The following is an 18,759-nucleotide window of genomic DNA, read 5'->3' as shown; positions in this document are numbered from 1 at the left end:
TGACGAAATGTTTCCCTAGGTGACTTAGCGTTTCCGGACCTTTGCTGGCGAAAACTGGCCAGACCTACAGTCGAGATATGACAGATACAGCTGTAGCCGGTGCGTCCGCGGACACCGCAGTCCCCTCGCGCCCAGCACGCACCCGCCCTGCCGCCAAGCCCCACGGCCAGTGGAAGGTTGATGGCACTGCGCCGCTCAACGCCAACGAGACCTGGAAACAGGAAGACAACGGACTGAACGTCCGTGAGCGCATTGAGTCTGTCTACTCAAAAGAGGGCTTCGACTCGATCGACGGCACGGACCTTCACGGCCGCTTCCGCTGGTGGGGTCTCTACACCCAGCGCAAGCCCGGGATCGACGGCGGCAAGACGGCAACGCTCGAACCGCACGAGCTCGAAGACAAGTACTTCATGCTGCGCGTGCGAATCGACGGCGGTGCGCTCACCACTGAGCAGCTGCGCGTCATCGGGCAGATCTCCGTGGACTTCGCCCGCGGCTCGGCCGACCTCACGGACCGCCAGAACATCCAGCTGCACTGGATCCGCGTTGAGGACGTGCCGGAAATCTGGCGTCGCCTCGAGTCCATCGGCCTGTCCACCACAGAGGCCTGCGGCGACGTTCCGCGCGTCATCCTCGGTTCCCCGGTTGCGGGCATTGCCAAGGACGAGATCATTGATCCGACGCCGCTTATCCACGAGCTCGCCGAGCGTTTCATCGGTGACCCGGAACTGGCCAACCTGCCCCGCAAATACAAGACCGCCATCACCGGCCACCCGTCCCAGGACGTGGTGCACGAGATCAACGACTTCGCCCTGGTTGGCGTGGTCCACCCCGAGCTCGGTGCCGGCTACGACCTCTGGGTTGGCGGCGGCCTGTCCACCAACCCCCGCCTGGCCGAACGCCTCGGCGTTTTCGTCTCGGCTGACGTTGCCGCTGAAGTATGGCTCGGCGTCACCAGCATCTTCCGCGATTACGGCTACCGCCGCATGCGCACCAAGGCCCGCCTGAAGTTCCTCATGAACGACTGGGGTCCGGCCAAGTTCCGCCAGATCCTCGAGGACGAATACCTGGGCTTCAAGCTTCCGGACGGCCCCGCCGCTCCGAAGCCCACGGCTCCCGGAGACCACATCGGTGTTCATGAGCAGAAGGACGGCAAGTTCTTCATCGGTGTGACCCCGACTGTGGGCCGCACGTCCGGCGAAGCGCTGGTCACGCTGGCTGACACGCTGGAGAAGCACGGCAGCTACCGCCTCCGCACTACTCCGCACCAGAAGCTGGTCATCCTTGACGTTGCCAAGGAACAGGTTGAGCCGCTCATCGCCGAACTGGACACCTTGGGCCTCTCCGCACGTCCTTCCGTGTTCCGCCGCGGCACCATTGCCTGCACCGGCATCGAGTTCTGCAAGCTGGCCATTGTGGAAACCAAGGTCACCGCGGCAACGGCCATCGCCGAACTGGAAAGCCGCCTGGCCGACCTCGTGGAGACCAAGCAGCTGCCGTCGGCACTGTCCCTCCACATCAATGGTTGCCCGAACTCCTGCGCACGTATCCAGACGGCCGATATCGGCCTGAAGGGCATGATGCTGCCAACGCCCGACGGCGACCCCACCCCGGGTTTCCAGGTCCACCTCGGTGGCGGGCTGGCTAACAACGAGCGTGAGGAAGCCGGTTTGGGACGTACCGTCCGCGGCCTGAAGGTCACGGTGGAAGACCTGCCCGATTACGTGGAGCGCGTGGTCCGTAAGTTCGTCGCCGTAGGCGCCGAGGGCCAGACCTTCGCTGAGTGGGCACACTCCGCAGACGAAGGAGATCTCCAATGACAGATCCCGGGACCATCACCAACCTCGCAAGTGCGGCAGCCCGACCGGCACTGCGTTCCCACGAAGAGCTCAAGGCACTGGCTGAAGCCGGAGCCGCTGAGCTCGGCTGGAACGCCCCTGCCCGGGACGTCATCGCCTGGGTGGCCCGCAACTTCGAACTGCCCACAGTGACGGTGGCCTGCTCCATGGCCGACGCCGTCCTGCCGGCCTTGGTCGCTGACCAGCTTCCCGGCGTCGACGTCTTGTTCCTGGAGACCGGCTACCACTTCAAGGAAACGTACGAGACCCGCGACGAAGTCGCAGCGAATCTGCGCGTCAACGTGGTGGACGTCCTTCCGGAGAACACGGTGGAACAGCAGGACCGCCTCCTGGGCAAGGACCTTTTCGCCCGCGACCCCGCCCAGTGCTGCGCGCTGCGTAAGGTCCAGCCATTGCGCCGCTCGCTATCCGGCTACGAGGTGTGGTTCACCGGGGTCCGACGCGACGAGGGACCCACCCGCACCAAGACGCCGGTGATCACCTGGGATGAGGGTTTCGGCCTGGTCAAGGTGAACCCGATGGTGGACTGGACCTTCGATCAGCTGATCGAGTACTCCGAGGACAACATCCTTCCCGTCAACCCCCTCCTGAGCCAGGGCTACCCGTCCATCGGCTGCCAGCCCTGCACCCGCAAAGTGGCCCCGGGTGAAGACCCCCGAGCCGGCCGCTGGGCAGGATCCGACAAGACAGAATGCGGACTACACACATGAGCACGTACACAACAGAGGAGTCCACGGTGGAAGTTGCAGCGGCAGTCGACGCCCCTTCAGCGGAGCGTCTCTCCAGCCTGGACACCCTCGAGTCCGAAGCGATTCATATCATCCGTGAGGTTGTTGCCGAGTTCGAGAAGCCCGCGTTGCTGTTCTCCGGCGGCAAGGACTCCGTGGTCATGCTCCACCTGGCCACCAAGGCGTTCTGGCCGGGCAAGGTTCCGTTCCCCGTCCTGCACGTGGACACCGGCCACAACTTCCCGGAGGTCATCGACTTCCGCGACCGCACGGTTGAGCGCCTGGGCCTGAAGCTGGTTGTCGGCTCCGTCCAGGAGTTCATCGACCGCGGCGAATTGGCAGAGCGTGCTGATGGCACCCGCAACCCATTGCAGACCGTTCCGCTGTTGGATGCGATCCAGCGCAACAAGTTCGACGCCGTGTTCGGCGGCGGCCGCCGTGACGAGGACAAGGCCCGCGCCAAGGAGCGCATCCTGAGCCTCCGCGACGAATTCGGCCAGTGGGACCCGCGCAACCAGCGTCCCGAACTGTGGAACCTGTACAACGGCCGCCACACGGTGGGCCAGCACGTCCGTGCGTTCCCCATCAGCAACTGGACCGAGCTGGACATCTGGCGCTACATCGAGCGCGAGAACATTGAGCTCCCCGGCCTCTACTACGCCCACGAGCGCGAAGTTTTCGCCCGCGACGGCATGTGGCGCGCGGTGGGCGAGGTTTCCCAGCCGTTGCCGCACGAGGACGTCATCACCAAGCTGGTCCGGTACCGCACGGTGGGAGATATGTCCTGCACCGGTGCCGTTGAGTCCGACGCACGCACTGTGGCCGACGTCGTTGTTGAAGTCGCTGCCTCCACCCTGACCGAACGTGGCGCCACCCGAGCAGATGACCGCATCTCCGAGGCAGCCATGGAAGACCGCAAGAAGGACGGCTACTTCTAAATGAGCACCGAGACACTGGCTGCCGGGCTGGAAACAGCCCTGCCCACAACCCTGTTCCGTTTCGCTACTGCCGGATCGGTGGACGACGGCAAGTCCACTTTGGTGGGCCGCCTCCTTCACGATTCCAAGGCGATTCTTGCTGACACGCTCGACGCCGTTGCCCGCACCTCTGCGGATCGCGGCTTTGGCGGCGAAAAGGGCGGGATCGACCTCGCCCTCCTGACCGACGGCCTGCGTGCCGAGCGCGAGCAGGGCATCACCATCGATGTCGCCTACCGCTATTTCGCAACGGACCGCCGCAGCTTCATCCTGGCGGACTGCCCCGGCCACGTTCAGTACACCAAGAACACGGTGACCGGAGCGTCCACTGCGGATGCCGTCGTCGTGCTCATTGACGCCCGCAAGGGTGTCCTCGAGCAGACCCGCCGGCACCTGTCCGTGCTGCAGCTGCTGCGCGTTGCGCACGTGATTGTGGCCGTGAACAAGATCGACCTGGTGGACTTCAGCGAGCAGGTGTTCCGCGACATCGAGACTGATGTGCAGAAGGTTGCCCGCGAGCTCGGACTTGGTTCCGACGGCGTGGCTGATCTGCTCGTGGTTCCTGTTTCAGCCCTTGATGGCGACAACGTGGTGGACCGCTCCGAGCGCACCCCTTGGTACACCGGTCCGGCGTTGCTGGAGGTCCTCGAAACCCTCCCCGCAGCGGACGAGCTTGAGGCCGAACTGGAGAGCTTCCGCTTCCCGGTCCAGCTGGTCATCAGGCCGCAGGGCGCCCTGGCTCCTGACGCTGTGGCTGCCGGGCTCGATGTGGAGGCGTACCGCGATTACCGCGCCTACGCAGGCCAGATCACCGAGGGCTCCGTAAAGGTTGGCGACGAAGTTTCCGTCATCAGCCCAGGCCACGAACCTCGCACCACCACGGTGGTTGGCATCGACTTTGCCGGCCAATCGTTGGACGAAGCGGCTGCTCCTCAATCCGTGGCTGTCCGTTTGGCTGACGAGATCGACATCGCCCGCGGCGACACCATCGCTGCTGCCGGCACCGTCCGGGAAAGCACCGCTGACCTGTACGCGTCGCTGGCGTGGCTCTCACCGAAGCCTTTGCGTGAAGGCCAGAAGGTCCTGGTGAAGCACGGTACACGCACGGTCCAGGCACTGGTCCGCAACGTCACCGGCAAGCTGGACCTGGCCACGTTCAACGTTGAGCCTGCGTCCAACCTGGAGCTCAACGACATCGGACACGCACAGCTGCGCCTGTCCGCTCCGTTGCCGCTGGAGAACTACCTGCACCACCGCCGCACCGGCGCTTTCCTGGTGATCGACCCCATCGACGGCAATACCCTTGCCGCCGGTTTGGTGAAGGACCACCCGGGCGACCACGAAGACGAACGTTACGTCATCTAGGGTCACACGTAGTCACAAAACCGCAGCTTGTTCGCGACTCCTCACGTTGTACGGCGGGAATTTCGAACAGGCTGCGGTTTTCTTTTTTGGAATTTTGGAAGGTCGCATGGCACAGAACACCGCCCTCAGCACGCTCCTGGACGCCGGCACGGACTTGGTCCTGGACGGTGCCTTGGCCACGGAATTGGAAGCGCACGGCTGCGACCTCGAGGATCCGGTGTGGTCGGCCAAGGTGCTGTTGGAGCAACCGCACCTGATCAAGCAGGTCCACCGCGACTATTTCGACGCCGGCGCCTCCGTAGCGATCACGGCCAGTTACCAGGCGACTCCGCAGGGGTTTGCGCGTCGAGGGCTTGGCTCCGAGGAATCGCTGGAACTTGTGGCGTTGAGCGTCCGACTGGCCGACGAAGCCCGGCGGGAAGCTTTGGCGGACGGATCCGCGAGCGGGACCTTGCTGGTTGCCGGATCCGTTGGCCCGTACGGTGCATACCTTGCGGACGGCTCGGAGTACCGGGGTGATTACACGCTTTCTGCCGCGGAATTCCAGGATTTCCACCGTCCCCGTATTGCTGCGTTGGTGGACGCCGGCGCCGATTTCCTGGCGTGCGAGACGTTGCCGTCGTACGCCGAAGCAGAGGCGCTGTTGGCGCTCGTGGCGGAGTTCGACGTCGAATCCTGGTTCACGTTTACGCTGCGGGACAGCGGACACATCAGCGACGGAACGCCCCTTGTACAAGTGGCTGAGCTGCTCCGCGCGGAACCGCGCGTGGCCGCCGTCGGGGTTAACTGTGTGCCGCTGGAACTGGTGACCCGGGCGCTGAGCACGCTGCAGAACGCCACTGATTCGCCGCTTGTCGCCTACCCGAATTCCGGCGAGACCTACGATGCCGTGACCAAAACCTGGGGCCCCTCTGCCGGCGTGGGCGGCACCGGAACCTTGGCCGCCAACGCAGCTGTTTGGCAGGATCGGGGAGCCCGTCTCATAGGTGGCTGCTGCCGCACAACCCCGCGCGACATAGAAGGCCTCGCGGCGAATATGACGTCAGGTGACCCTGCGTGAACCTTGGTTTCTACGGGATTGAAGCGGAAATATGACAGTCCCTACTGTGAACACATGACCTCTCCGGAATGGTCCTTCCTTGCCCATCACGGGCGATGTTACGGGGCCTGATCTTCGCCCCAACCCGCATCCCACATTTTTCATAAGGACCCCCCCATGGCAAACACACCCGAGTCACAGAAACCCGATTCCGGTACCACCCGCATCGTCGCCGGTGAGACCGCACCCAAGCCCAAGCGCCGCCGCACGCTGGAAATCGGCCTCGCCGTCGGCCTCGTGCTGCTGATCGGTGCAGGCGCCGCAGTGGCCTCCGCTGTCTCCCAGAACAACAACCAGGCAGCACCGGCACCCACCACGTCGCCCGCCGCTGAGCTCAGGCTCGGCTACTTCAGCAACGTGACCCACGGCCCGGCGCTGGTTGGTACCAGCAAGGGCATCATCGCCAAGGAACTCGGCGACACCAAGCTCAGCACCCAGATCTTCAACGCCGGCCCCGCCGCCATTGAAGCGCTGAACGCAGGCGCCATCGACGCCACCTACATTGGCCCGAACCCGGCCATCAACTCCTTCGTCAAGAGCAACGGCGAGTCCATCAGCATCATCGCCGGTGCCGCAGCAGGCGGTGCCCAGCTGGTGGTCAAGCCGGAGATCAACTCCGCGGCCGATCTCAAGGGCAAGGTGCTCAGCACTCCGCAGCTCGGCGGAACCCAGGACGTGGCACTCCGCGCCTGGTTGGGCGACCAGGGCTTCAAGACCAACACCGATGGCAGCGGCGACGTCAACATCAACCCGACCGAAAACGCCCAGTCGCTCAAGCTCTTCCAAGACGGAAAGCTCGACGGCGCGTGGTTGCCTGAGCCGTGGGCCTCCCGCCTGGTGCTCGAAGCCGGAGCGAAGGTCCTGGTTGACGAGAAGGACCTGTGGGAGAACGGTGACTTCACCACCACCATCCTGATCGTGAACAAGAAGTTCGCCGCTGAACACCCCGAAACCGTGAAGGCACTCCTGAAGGGCCACGTGGAATCGGTGAACTGGCTCAACTCGGCTTCGGCTGAGGAGAAGGCGACAACCATCAACGCTGTCCTCAAGGACACTGCCGGTAAGCCGCTCCCGGCCAACGTGATCGAACGGGCGCTGCAGAACATCAAGTTCACCACCGACCCGCTCGCGGGAACGTACAAGAAGCTGCTGGAAGACGGTGTCAAGGCCGGCACCACCAAGCAGGCTGACATCAACGGCATCTTCGACCTCCGCACCTTGAACGAGGTTGAAGGCGAGAAGACCTCCGCTGCAGGTCTCGGCCAGGACTAAGCAGTAACGGGCTGGTCCGCTTCCCCTTCGATTCTCGCGGGGGAGCGGGCCGGCCTTTAGCCACATCAGCTCTACCAATCAACACGAAGGACGGGACCATGCCAGTCGTACTCGAGAACCTGGGCAAGCGCTTCGGCGACGGCGCCCCGGTGCTGGACGACGTCAACGCCACCATCGCGCAGGGCGAGTTTGTCGCCCTCCTCGGTGCGTCCGGCTGCGGCAAGTCCACCCTGCTGAACATCATGGCGGGACTGGAAAAGCCGACGTCGGGCGCTCTTGAAGTCCCCAGCGATGGTGCCGCCTTCATGTTCCAGGACGCATCCCTGTTTCCCTGGCTGACCGCGCGCGGCAACATCGAACTCGCGCTGCAGTTGGCGGACAAGACCAGCACCAAGGCGAGCCGGCGTGAACGCGCCAGCGAGTTGTTGGAACTGGTCCATCTGGGTGGCGCCGGCGACAAGCGCCCACATGAACTGTCCGGCGGTATGCGGCAGCGTGTTGCCCTGGCCCGTTCGCTGGCGCAGGACCGGCAGCTGCTGTTGATGGACGAGCCGTTTGCTGCCCTCGACGCCATTACCCGCGACCTCCTGCACGATGAGCTTGAACGCATCTGGAAGGAAACCGGGCGGACCATTGTGTTCGTGACACACAACGTGCGCGAAGCCGTTCGTCTGGGTCAGCGCGTGCTGCTCTTGTCCTCGCGTCCCGGCCGTGTAGTGGCTGAATGGGATGTCACCGAGGAGCACCGTACCGATGCTGGTCGCGCTGGGGAGCTGACCGGCGTTATCACCCGCCGTCTTCGCGAGGAGATTCGCCGCCATGCCAAGTAACCCCATCACCACCGAAGAGCGGACCCTTCCCGTGACTGAATCCAAAGAGCACATCACGTCGCCGTCGTTGAAGGGCAATGCCTCCGAACTTCGCGACCTTGAAGCCGGCCTGGATAACCTGCAGTCCGATAGCGGGCGCAAGGCCGGGATCGAATGGAAGCGCGTGCTGCTGCCGATCGCCGCATTGGTGATCCTCATTCTTGCCTGGCAGTTCTACGTTTCGCTGGGGCTCAAGCGCCGCGACCAAGTGCCTGGCCCGCTGGACGTGCTCAACCAGCTGATCGTGTTGTGGGGTGAAGGCAAGGTCCAGGAATCGGTGTGGACCTCATTGCAGCGAGGCTTGGTCGGATTCCTGATCTCGGTGGTCATTGCAACGCCCGTCGGTCTCTTGCTTGCCCAGGTCGCTCCTTTGCGCCGTGCGTTTGGTCCACTCATTTCCGGCCTGCAGGTCCTTCCATCTGTGGCGTGGGTTCCGGCGGCTATCATCTGGTTCGGCCTGACCGACGCCACCGTCTACTTTGTGGTCTTCATGGGTGCCATCCCGTCCATCATCAACGGGCTGATCTCCGGCGTAGATCAGATCCCTCCGCAGTATCGAAGCGTCGGCACCGTCCTTGGCGCGAACCGGCTCCAGATGGCGCTTCAGATCGTCCTCCCGGCAGCCCTTCCCGGCTACATCGGCGGTTTGAAGCAGGGCTGGGCCTTCTCCTGGCGCTCCCTCATGGCCGCGGAAATCATCGCAGTGGGCGGCACCATCGGTTTCGGTCTGGGCTCTTTGCTGGACCAGGGCCGCGCCTTGTCCGACATGGCCATCGTGATGTCCGCGATCCTGCTCATCCTTGCCGTGGGCATCCTGATCGAGCTCCTGGTGTTCGGCCCGATCGAGAAGCGTTTGCTGCAGCGTAGGGGTTTGCTGGCGGGCAGCAGTCGGTAGGCTCCTCCTTCTAAAGCAACGCGGGGTCAGATATGGCCCATGTTTGGCCTCAACTTAGGCCGTATCTGACCCCGCGTTGCTTTCAGGGAGCCTAGAATCGTCGAATGGGCCTCTTAACGTTCAGCATCAATGTCACTTTGGATGGTTGCATTGACCACCGGGAGGGCATCGCCGATGACGATACGCACGTCCACTTCACCCGCCTTCTGGACCAAAGCGGCGCAATGCTCTGGGGCCGAACCACCTACGAAATGATGGAGGTCTACTGGCCGTTGGTGGCCCGCGGCGAGGTCGATGCGCCGCCGGCGTTGAAGGAGTGGGCGCTCAAATTGGAAGCCAAGCCCAAGTATGTCGTCTCGGCGACGCGCAGCGACTTCCCTTGGACCAACAGCCACCACCTCGTCGGCCAGCTGCGCACGGCGGTGCAGGAACTCAAGGACAGGACTCCCAGCGGGGTGCTTGTCGGCAGCGGGAAGCTTGCCACAGAGCTGGACCGATTGGATCTGATCGATGAGTACAAATTCCTCGTCCACCCCATGATCGCCGGTCACGGCCCCACGCTGTACGAAGGCGGGCTGCCCAGCACCCGACGCCTCGAACTGATCTCGGCGGAGCCGCTCAGCAACGGCGCGGTCGCCATGCACTATCGACGCGCTGATTGAGGAATGAGCCGGGACTGGTCAGCGTTGTTCGGGACATGCACAACAAACGGATCGGCTTCCTGTCCTTCGGCCACTGGGCCCGCGTACCAGGATCGCTGGTTCCCACGGCCGGTGAAGCCCTGAAACAGGGAATTGAACTCGCTGTAGCAGCGGAGGAACTGGGTATAGACGGCGCCTTCTTCCGAGTCCATCACTTCGCAAGGCAGCAGGCCTCTCCCTTCCCGCTCCTGAGCGCGATCGCTGCCAGGACCAGCCGGATCGAGATGGGTACAGGCGTGATCGACATGCGCTACGAGAACCCGCTCTACATGGCCGAGGAAGCCGCCGCCACGGACCTCATCAGTGATGGAAGGCTCCAGCTCGGTGTGAGCCGTGGTTCACCCGAGCCAGCACGGAATGGTGCCGCAAACTTCGGCTATGTCCCCGCAGATGGTGAGGACGGAGGCGACATGGCACGCCGTCACACCGCACTGTTCCGGAAAGCCATCGCCGGGCACGGTGTCGCTGAGGCAGATCCGCATTACGCGGGTGGGGCCACAGGTCTGCTGCCTATCCAACCCCAGTCACCTGGTCTCCCACAAAGAATCTGGTGGGGTGCCGGAACCCGCAAAACTGCCGTGTGGGCAGCGGAACAAGGCATGAACCTCATGAGCTCCACGCTCCTCACCGAGGACACAGGTGTGCCGTTCGACGAGCTGCAGGCGGAGCAGATCCACATGTTCCGTGAAGCCTGGGCTGCGGCCGGTCACGACTTTGAACCGAGGATCTCCGTGAGCCGCAGCGTGATCCCCATCGTGGACGACGTCGACTACCACTACTTCGGCCTCCGCGCGCAGGCAGACAGCCAGGACCAGGTTGGAATACTCGACGGCGCGTTGTCCCGTTTCGGGAAAAGCTACATCGGCGAGCCGGATCAATTAGCAGACGAGCTGGCCAAGGACGCAGCCGTGCAAGCAGCGGACACCGTCCTCCTCACAGTGCCCAACCAGCTTGGCGTCGACTACAACGCCAAGCTGCTGGGCAACGTCGCCAAGCACGTCGCGCCGGCTATCGGATGGGACGCGAAAGCCTAGGAAGCTGCCGCCAACAGCCCGGAAGCCGAAAACGAGACAGGCTCCACGAACACCCGATACCCCCGTTCGTGATCAAAGCCGTGAATTTCGCGGGTATCCAAAGCAGCCATGAATTCGAGGGTCTGCCGGGTGATCATCTGGCCCGGGACCAGAATGGGGAACCCCGGCGGATACGGTGTAACGAATCCTGCCGAGATTACTTCCTGTCCTTCGGCCACAGCAGAAGCCACGTCAGCCGCGGACAGGTACACCGTGGAATCGGGTTTGTAGCTCTCAAAGTAGGCAGCCCGGATGTCCCCGTCCTCGCAGGAATCGTCCACACGGAAGCGCGCGGCAAAGGTGCTGAAGTCCGGGAGCGGGGGAGTCGGGCGGGAAGCGTCAGAGGCGGCAGGAAGTGACCGCTGCCGCGCCGATGGATGAGGATTCTCAAAGCCCTCAGCGAGTTTCACCAGGACCTCGATCAGGTACGCCACGGAGCTGCGGGAGGTGCCGATGTTGGTCATGAACAGCACCGTGTTCCGGGACGTTTTGTTCACCTGAATGCCGTGATCATCCATGAGGTAGCTGTGGCGGAAAGTATCGCCGTCGATCCCCGTCTTGCTGATGTCCAGCGTCAGGCGGCTGGGATCGATGACGAACTCGTCCCGCTGCCAGGCGTCTTCCAGCTCCGCCAGCCCATCCCGCAGCGGCATGCTGGAGGCGGTTTCCCTGTAGCGCGAACCGATGAGGTCCCGCGAGGTCAACACACGGAAGTACTTCTTCAGCAGGGGGTGCCTGGCAACGGCCTGGGCCACGGACACAGCAAGGTCGGATTGCCGCTGCACCAGGCCGAAACCTTCCAGCTCCACCTGTCGCCTGCCAATGTCCAGGGAAGCCAGGATCTGATAGTTGGGCGAGGTTGACGTATGGGTCATGTACGCCTCGCGGAAGGACTCCCGGTTGGAGCCGGCGAAGTCCTGGTCAAACACATGGATCATGGAACCCTGCCGCAGCGAGGTCAACGTTTTGTGGGTTGACTGCGTTGCGTAGACCCGCAGGCGTGCCTTGGCAGGATCCGGAATCAGCCTGGTGGCGAGCCAGGTGTCGTCATCAACGGGTTCTCCCGTGGCCGGGTCATGAAGGGCTGCGGCCTGTTCCGCATACCGGGCGGCGTAGGCAGGATCGCTGAAGGAAGCTTCCAGGGCGGCTGCTGCCGCCATGCCGGTTCGACGGCGGTACACCGGATGGGATCGGGCGAAGGCAAACCACGCCTCATCCCACAGGAAAACCAGATCCGGTTTGATGGCCAAGCATTCCTCCATGACCCTTTCGACATCGTAGACAACACCATCAAACGTGCAGTTGGTGAGGGTCACCATCTTCACTTCATGAAGCCTGCCAGCCCGCCGATATTCCAGGAGCCTGCCCTTCAGGCTGGCCAGGGGAACAGCGCCGTAAAACGCGTACTGGTCCAGGGGATAGGCGTCCAAGTACGAAACTCGGGCACCCGCGAGCACGAACGCGTAGTGATGCGATTTGTGGCAGTTGCGGTCCACCAGCACAACATCGCCCGGGGCAAGCAGCGATTGATGCACAATCTTGTTGGCCGTGGACGTGCCGTTGGTGACAAAGTAGGTTCGTTGCGCCCCGAAGGCCCGGGCAGCAAGTTCCTGTGCGCGTTTGATGGACCCGTGAGGGTCCAGCAAAGAGTCCAGCCCGCCCGAGGTGGCGGACGTTTCGGCCAACAGCAGGTTTGTCCCGTAAAAATCGGCCATGTCCCGGATCCAGGGTGAAGTCCCTACCGACGCGCCCCGGGAAATCGGCAGGGCGTGGAAGACACTGGCCGGCCGGCGGCTGTAGTCCTGCAACGCCGTGAAGAACGGCGTTTCGTAGCGTTCGGCCACCCCGGACAGCAAGGACAGATGCAGGTCCAGATGGTCCTGTCGCCGGAAAATCCGCCGGAACTTTCGCGTCAGGGATCCCGCCAGGGACTCGATGGAAACCCCTGCCACCAGGTAGACATCAAGCTCCGGCCGAAGCCCGGAGACAGCCTCAGCCAGGGCAAGGATCCGCTCGATGGGGCGCGAGTCCCGCAAGTCTGCGGAAGTGTGCCGGACCAGGAATCGTTGGAGGTCGCTGCCCAAGAGGTGGGAGCTGCGGAGGGAGAAGCCCGGGCGAAGGACAACAGACTGGATATCGGGGTTCAGCATGATGGCCACCAAGGCATCCTCATAGCTGGGAACCACGTTGACCGTGTAGGTGAACGCATCCGAAGGGCGGCGCTGGGCAGCCATGGTGTTCTTGAGTGCTTCGGATTCCTCGGGCTCAATGGTGTCCACCACGAGAACCTCAAAGCGTGGACGCTCAGCCGGCTCGGACTGGTCGACAGTTTCCTCGTCGACCGCTTCCCCGCGCGGCACCGCAGCCGTTTCACCGGATGAAGCGAGCGGGAGGTGGGACAAACCGCCCAGGAGCTGGAGCGCGGCCTGGGGTTCGCCGTCGTCGATTAACTGGCGTAACTGGGCCACAGCGTCGACGCCAGGCTCTGCCCAATACGGTTCAACCGCTGCCAGGAGGGCAAAGGTCCGGTCGATCTGTGACAGCAAACCGGACCCCTGCTGTCGGGCCGAGGCGAGCTGCCTGAGGGCGTATCCCAAAAACTCCCACGCATCGGCACGGGACCGCCAAGCCCGGCTGGGGGTGCCGATTTTCGGGGACGGGGAAGGGTTGCTCATGTGTTTCACTTTCAAACTGAAGATAGGTCTAAGACGTCAGGGCAGTGCGGATGCGGCCGCGATACGCGTACCAGCCGGCTATCAGCAGCGGCGCCAGCACCAGCAACGAGGCCAGCACCCAGCGGCCTGTCTCCGAGAACCCCATGGTGACCAGGACAAAGGCCAGGAACCCGAGCGTGAGGTAGGAGGTAAAAGGCGCTCCGAATAGCCGGAAGGCCGGGCGGACCACCCTGCCGCTGCGAACCCACCGCTGGAGCTTGATGTGGCAGAGCATGATGGTGGCCCAGCCGCCGATGATGCCAACGGCAGAGATTTCCAGCACGATCTCAAAGACCTGCGAGGGGACAACGGCGTTCAATCCAACGCCCACCAAGGTGATGACCGCTGTCAGCAGGATGCCGCCGTAGGGCACTCCGGACGCGCTGATCCGTCCGGTGAATTGCGGAGCGGAGCCGTTGACAGCCATGGAGCGGAGGATGCGGCCGGTGGAATAGAGGCCGGCGTTGAGGCTGGAGAGCGCGGCGGTGAGAACCACGAAGTTCATCACCGACGCGGAGATGGCTCCGGCCTGCGGATCGCCGAGGTGCGAGAAGAAGGTGACAAACGGGGATTCGCCGGATTTGTAGGACGTGAAGGGAAGCAACAGCGAGAGCAGCAGGACGGAGCCCACGTAGAAGACTCCGATGCGGATCACTACGGTGTTCACAGCCTTGGGCATCACCTTGTGGGGTTCGGCCGTTTCGCCGGCTGCGGTGCCCACGAGTTCCACCGCAGCGTAGGCAAACACCACGCCGCTGATGGCCAGGAGTGGCGCCACGGAGCCCATGGGGAACATGCCACCGTTCTCAGCGATGACGTTGAAGCCCGGAACGCCAACGTCCGTCCGTCCGCCGAAAACAATGAAGCAGATTCCCACCACGAGGAACGTCACCAGGGCGCCCACCTTGATCATGGCAAACCAGAACTCCATCTCGCCAAAGATCTTCACGGACACCAGGTTCAGGGAGAGCACCACTACCAAAGCGATCAACGCGATTACCCACTGCGGGACGTCATTGATGGGTGCCCAATACTGGCCCCAGAACTTCACGTAGAGGGCAACGGCGGTGACGTCCACAATGGAGGTCATGGCCCAGTTCAGGAAGTAGAGCCAGCCGGCGGTGTAGGCCATTTTCTCGCCGTAGAACTCGCGGGCGTAGGAAACGAACGAGCCGGAGGTGGGACGGTACAGCACCAACTCGCCCAGTGCCCGGAGGATCAGGAATGCGAAGAATCCGCAAACGGCATAGACCAGGACCAGCGCTGGTCCGGATCCGTTCAAGCGGCCTCCGGCGCCCATGAACAGCCCGGTACCGATGGCACCGCCGATGGCGATCATCTGGATCTGTCGGGGCTTGAGGGTCTTGCGGTAGCCGGCTTCCTCTTGGGCGAAAGCGTTCGACGACGGACTGGCGGCCAGGTCTGTGGGGGAGGGAAGGGTTTGTGTGGACGCAGGGGTGGGTATCACTTCGGGGGTCTCCTTTGACTCCGTTGCCACCTCAGGTGGCTCAATACTCCACAACGTGGGGCTGACTGCCTGGCAGCTGCGCCTGAAATTGGCCGCGCTGCAGGCAGTCTTTGTGGTGTTTGGGACAGTTACCAACTCTAGGTCGCTGCCGTCGCCAACAAATTGGCTGGCGAACCAAATTAGGGGCCCGACTCTTGTGCCGACGGGACAACACTGGTGTTCTGGAGGGCCGGTAATGTTTCTCGCTGTGCGTGCTTGCGTACATGTACCGGCGGCGCCCCTCAATGGCGAGGAAGCGTACTGCTGAAGAAACTGATGTGGAGAGGAAGCGATAGCTTCGTTGAAAGCCCTGGAAATTGACGACGACGGCGTCGTCACCCTATTGAGCGATGTCCTGGAAGACCTGGGTGTCGGCAACGCGCGGTTGCTGCTGGCCCCGGCGGAGGACAACAGAACCGTTCGTGAAACTGTCATTGTTGACGCTGAAGACGACGACGAGGTCCGCCCAGGGGCCCTCGTCATGTTGATCGGCGTTCGCGGGCGTGCGGCGCTCCCTGCGGTCCGTCGAATGATGGCGGGCCGTCCCACAGCAGTTGCGGTCAAGGGCAGTGAACGCGAGTTGGAAGCCGCGGCCGAGTTGCTCCGACCAACGGGCATTGGACTGGTGGCGGTTGCCCCGGGACTCCGTTGGGATAAATTTGAGAGCATCGCGCTGGACCGGGTCCGTGAGAACGATGTCCCTGGGGAAACCCCCACGTCAGTTCACCGCGATCTGTTCGGGATCGCCCAAACCACGGCCACACTGACCAATGGTCACGTGGTGATAGAAGATCCGGGCAACAGGGTCCTGGCCTACTCCCCGGCGTCCAATGACGTTGACGAGCTCCGCCGGCTGTCCATCCTGGCGAGGCGGGGCCCTGAAAAGTACCAAAAACTCCTGAAGGAATCAGGAGTCTACAAGCATCTTCAGGCCACTGAAGCGCCTGTCCATGTGGAAGCCAACCTCGACGCGGGTCTTCGTGAACGTGTGGCAATCGGCATTCACGCGGGCAGCCGTGTCATGGGATACATCTGGTTGCAGGAAGGGGCTGAACCGTTGGCGGCCAACACTGACCGCATCATGGTGGGTGCAGCCCGGCATGCGGCCATCGAATTGGTACGCCACCGCAATGAGCAGTCCCAATCGATGCGCGAGGACCGGGTGTCCAGCCTGCTCAGTGGCACCGCACAAGTCCATTCGCAGGCCCAATCGGCTGGCATCGACCCGTCGAAGCCAGCGGCTTTGGTACTGATCTCGGCGGGCGGGCTCAGCCAGAGTGCGGCGGGGCTTCAGCTTCGCAGGGGAGAGCTCTCCAAAGTGGCGTCAATCCACGCGGCGGCCTACCGACCAGGCGCCGTAGTGGGGGCTTTGGGAATGGAAACGGCCATCATCCTGCCCGATGTGGACCCGCTGAAATCCCTCCCAGCCATCAATCGCCTGGTCAACACCATTGTTCGTGATGCCACCACCCACCTTCATTTCCAGGTGCAGGCAGCAGTTGGTCCCATCGTTCCGCGCCTGGACGCCCTGCACGCCACCCTTGATCACGTGCGCAGCGTCCTCAAAGTCATGGAAGCAACACCGGACGTTCGCGTGGCCTCGTACAGCGACGTGGAAACAACAGTCCTGACCAGGGAATTGCTGGAGTTGATGGAATCGCGGACCACCCTGCGTCATGCAGGAATCACCCGGCTGTGCAGCCGCTATCCGGAATTCGCGCTGACCCTCCTGACCTACCTGGAGTTCTTTGGCGACGTGAACAGGTGCGCCGAGGAATTGGCCGTCCACCGCAACACCGTTCACTACAGGCTCCGGCGCGCCTGCGAGGTGGCTGGCCTGGACCTGCAATCCGCGGATGAACGCCTGCTGGCACACCTCCAGATCAGGCTCTGGACCTACGCAGGGACCAAGGGATAGAAATATGGATATCCAGAATCTCCTCGACGACATCGTCGGGGCCGTGCAGCCACATGTCGGCCAGGGAAACGTGGCTGATTACATTCCCCAGCTCGGGGCAGTGGACGCGCACCAGTTCGGAATCTCGGTAGTCACACGGGACGGGGAAGTGTTCTCAGCCGGGGACGCCCACGTGGAGTTCTCCATTCAAAGCATCTCCAAAGTCTTCGCCCTCGCCTTGGTGCTGGCCGCCGACGGCGACCGCATCTGGAACCGCGTCTTCCGGGAGCCCTCGGGCAACCCCTTCAACTCACTGGTCCAATTGGAGAGCGAGGACGGGATTCCGCGGAACCCGTTCATCAACGCCGGGGCAATCGTTGTGACGGACAGGCTCCTCAGCCTGACAGGCAACGCCGCCCACGCTGTGCGGGACCTGATGCGCCAGGAGACGGGGAATACAAGCGTCGACACGGATCAACGCGTGGCGTCATCCGAAATGGGCAAGGGGCACCGCAACGCGTCGTTGGCCCACTTCCTGGCAAGCTGTGGCAACTTGGAGAACCCCGTGGATGAGGTCCTGGACTCGTATGCGAAGCAATGCGCCTTGGCTATGACCTGTGAAGACCTCGCGCTCGCAACCCGGTTCCTCGCGTCCAACGGCCTCGGAGCGGCAGGAACCCTGCTGTTGTCTCCAGCGCAGACCAAGAGGATCAACGCCGTAATGCTCACCTGTGGAACGTATGACGCCGCGGGTGAATTCGCCTACAGAGTGGGCCTTCCCGGCAAAAGTGGCGTCGGCGGCGGCATCGTCGCGGTGGTCCCCAATAAGTGCTCCATCAGCGTGTGGAGCCCTGGCCTGGGGCGCTCCGGGAATTCCGTGGCAGGCGTGGCCGCGCTGGACGAATTCACTACCCGTACTGGCTGGTCCGTTTTTTAGGCGCATTATTGAGGGATGACCCCCAAGGTTGGAAAGACACCTAAAACCGGGAAGGCGCCTAAGGCGGGAAATTCCGGAAAGCCCGCCGCGCTGGCGCCGGGAACCCAGCCCACCGCCGTCGGGTTCCTGGAGCGCCTGAAAACACGGCAGTCCGACGTGGAGCAAGCCAAATACCAGCGGTACTTCAAGACCGGCCAAGGCGACTACGCCGAGGGTGACTTCTTCATGGGCGTGCGCATGGGCGAGGTATTCACGCTCGCCAAGGAGTTCGCGGCCATGCCGCTGGACGAGATCGAGAAGCTGCTGGACGAAGACATCCACGAAGCGCGGGCTGGTGCTGTGAAGATCATGGCGCTCCAAGCGCAGAAAAAGAAGACCACCGAGGAGAGGCGCCAAAGCCTGTACGAGCTGTACCTGCGACGGCACGACCGCATCAACAACTGGGACTTGGTGGACCTGGGAGCGGGGCGGGTGGTGGGTGGCTGGCTTATGGATAAGCCCCGGGATCCGCTGTATGAGCTGGCGCGCTCGGCGGACATGTGGGAGCGCCGGACGGCCATTGTGGCGACGTCGGCATTCATCCGCGAGGGCGAATTGGATGACACGTTCGCCATCGCCCAGATCCTGCTCGGAGACCAGGAAGATCTGATCCACAAGGCCGTGGGCGGCTGGGTGCGCGACGCTGGGCGCAGCAGCCGCGAACGGCTCCTGGCGTTCCTCGACCAACACGCAGCCACCATGCCGCGCACCGCGCTTCGTTACGCCATCGAGCATCTTGGCAAGGAGCAGCGGGCCCATTACCTGACGCTTAAAGACAGGGTTTCTCCCAGCTGACCGCAGAGATATGTGACGCTGGATTACCCAGC

General features: G+C 63.1%; 15 protein-coding genes. 13 read left to right on the top strand and 2 right to left on the bottom strand.

Annotated features, from left to right (window positions below):
* Window positions 1–77: 77 nt before the first annotated feature.
* The 10 genes from GVL04_RS05720 (at window position 78) to GVL04_RS05675 (ending at window position 10,799) form a co-directional block, all read left to right on the top strand.
* Window positions 78–1,820: a nitrite/sulfite reductase gene (locus GVL04_RS05720; protein ID WP_159700889.1), complete on the top strand. Its 1,743-nt coding sequence runs from the start codon at window positions 78–80 to the stop codon at window positions 1,818–1,820.
* Window positions 1,817–2,569, top strand: coding sequence for a phosphoadenylyl-sulfate reductase (locus GVL04_RS05715; RefSeq protein ID WP_159700886.1), 753 nt, complete (start codon window positions 1,817–1,819; stop codon window positions 2,567–2,569). The genes GVL04_RS05720 and GVL04_RS05715 overlap by 4 nt, the downstream gene beginning before the upstream one ends.
* Window positions 2,566–3,525 (top strand): sulfate adenylyltransferase subunit CysD, encoded by a 960-nt coding sequence (gene cysD, locus GVL04_RS05710; RefSeq protein ID WP_159700883.1) that lies wholly within the window; start codon window positions 2,566–2,568, stop codon window positions 3,523–3,525. Before GVL04_RS05715 ends, cysD begins: the two co-directional genes overlap by 4 nt.
* The gene (locus GVL04_RS05705) at window positions 3,526–4,929 is read left to right on the top strand and encodes a sulfate adenylyltransferase subunit 1 (RefSeq protein WP_159700881.1); all 1,404 of its coding nucleotides are present in this window, start codon (window positions 3,526–3,528) and stop codon (window positions 4,927–4,929) included. It begins immediately after the preceding gene.
* Between the two features lie 106 nt (window positions 4,930–5,035).
* Window positions 5,036–5,989: a homocysteine S-methyltransferase gene (mmuM, locus tag GVL04_RS05700; RefSeq protein ID WP_159700878.1), complete on the top strand. Its 954-nt coding sequence runs from the start codon at window positions 5,036–5,038 to the stop codon at window positions 5,987–5,989.
* A 156-nt stretch (window positions 5,990–6,145) separates the two neighbouring features.
* Window positions 6,146–7,300 (top strand): ABC transporter substrate-binding protein, encoded by a 1,155-nt coding sequence (locus GVL04_RS05695; RefSeq protein ID WP_159700875.1) that lies wholly within the window; start codon window positions 6,146–6,148, stop codon window positions 7,298–7,300.
* Between the two features lie 98 nt (window positions 7,301–7,398).
* Window positions 7,399–8,130, top strand: coding sequence for an ABC transporter ATP-binding protein (locus GVL04_RS05690; RefSeq protein ID WP_105690185.1), 732 nt, complete (start codon window positions 7,399–7,401; stop codon window positions 8,128–8,130).
* Entirely contained in the window at window positions 8,120–9,064 is a 945-nt protein-coding gene (locus GVL04_RS05685; protein WP_159700872.1) for an ABC transporter permease, read from the top strand. The genes GVL04_RS05690 and GVL04_RS05685 overlap by 11 nt, the downstream gene beginning before the upstream one ends.
* 104 nt (window positions 9,065–9,168) lie before the next feature.
* Window positions 9,169–9,726 (top strand): dihydrofolate reductase family protein, encoded by a 558-nt coding sequence (locus GVL04_RS05680; protein ID WP_159700869.1) that lies wholly within the window; start codon window positions 9,169–9,171, stop codon window positions 9,724–9,726.
* Between the two features lie 35 nt (window positions 9,727–9,761).
* Complete coding sequence (locus GVL04_RS05675) at window positions 9,762–10,799, top strand: LLM class flavin-dependent oxidoreductase (RefSeq protein ID WP_159700866.1); 1,038 nt, start codon at window positions 9,762–9,764, stop codon at window positions 10,797–10,799.
* Here the strand turns inward: GVL04_RS05675 and GVL04_RS05670 are convergent.
* Window positions 10,796–13,513, bottom strand: a complete 2,718-nt coding sequence (locus GVL04_RS05670) for an aminotransferase class I/II-fold pyridoxal phosphate-dependent enzyme (protein ID WP_159700863.1) — start codon at window positions 13,511–13,513, stop codon at window positions 10,796–10,798. The two genes, GVL04_RS05675 and GVL04_RS05670, sit on opposite strands and share 4 nt — an antisense overlap.
* Before the next feature lie 28 nt (window positions 13,514–13,541).
* Complete coding sequence (locus tag GVL04_RS05665; protein WP_235036195.1) at window positions 13,542–14,972, bottom strand: amino acid permease; 1,431 nt, start codon at window positions 14,970–14,972, stop codon at window positions 13,542–13,544.
* Between the two features lie 388 nt (window positions 14,973–15,360).
* On the opposite strand from GVL04_RS05665, the gene GVL04_RS05660 reads away from it, so the two are divergent.
* Genes GVL04_RS05660 through GVL04_RS05650 form a run of 3 tightly spaced genes read left to right on the top strand, consistent with a single transcriptional unit; the run spans window position 15,361 to window position 18,727 of the window.
* On the top strand, window positions 15,361–16,977 hold the full coding sequence (locus GVL04_RS05660) for a CdaR family transcriptional regulator (protein ID WP_159700857.1): 1,617 nt from the start codon (window positions 15,361–15,363) through the stop codon (window positions 16,975–16,977).
* A gap of 4 nt (window positions 16,978–16,981) precedes the next feature.
* A complete protein-coding gene (locus tag GVL04_RS05655; protein WP_159700854.1) occupies window positions 16,982–17,893 on the top strand; it encodes a glutaminase in 912 nt (303 codons plus the stop codon).
* Between the two features lie 15 nt (window positions 17,894–17,908).
* Window positions 17,909–18,727, top strand: a complete 819-nt coding sequence (locus tag GVL04_RS05650) for a DNA alkylation repair protein (RefSeq protein ID WP_159700851.1) — start codon at window positions 17,909–17,911, stop codon at window positions 18,725–18,727.
* Window positions 18,728–18,759 lie beyond the last annotated feature (32 nt).

Source organism: Arthrobacter sp. 18067 (assembly GCF_902706295.1).
Taxonomy (GTDB): Bacteria; Actinomycetota; Actinomycetes; order Actinomycetales; family Micrococcaceae; genus Arthrobacter.
Note: the sequence above shows the minus strand (reverse complement) of the source record. Positions and strands in the feature narration are given on the sequence as shown.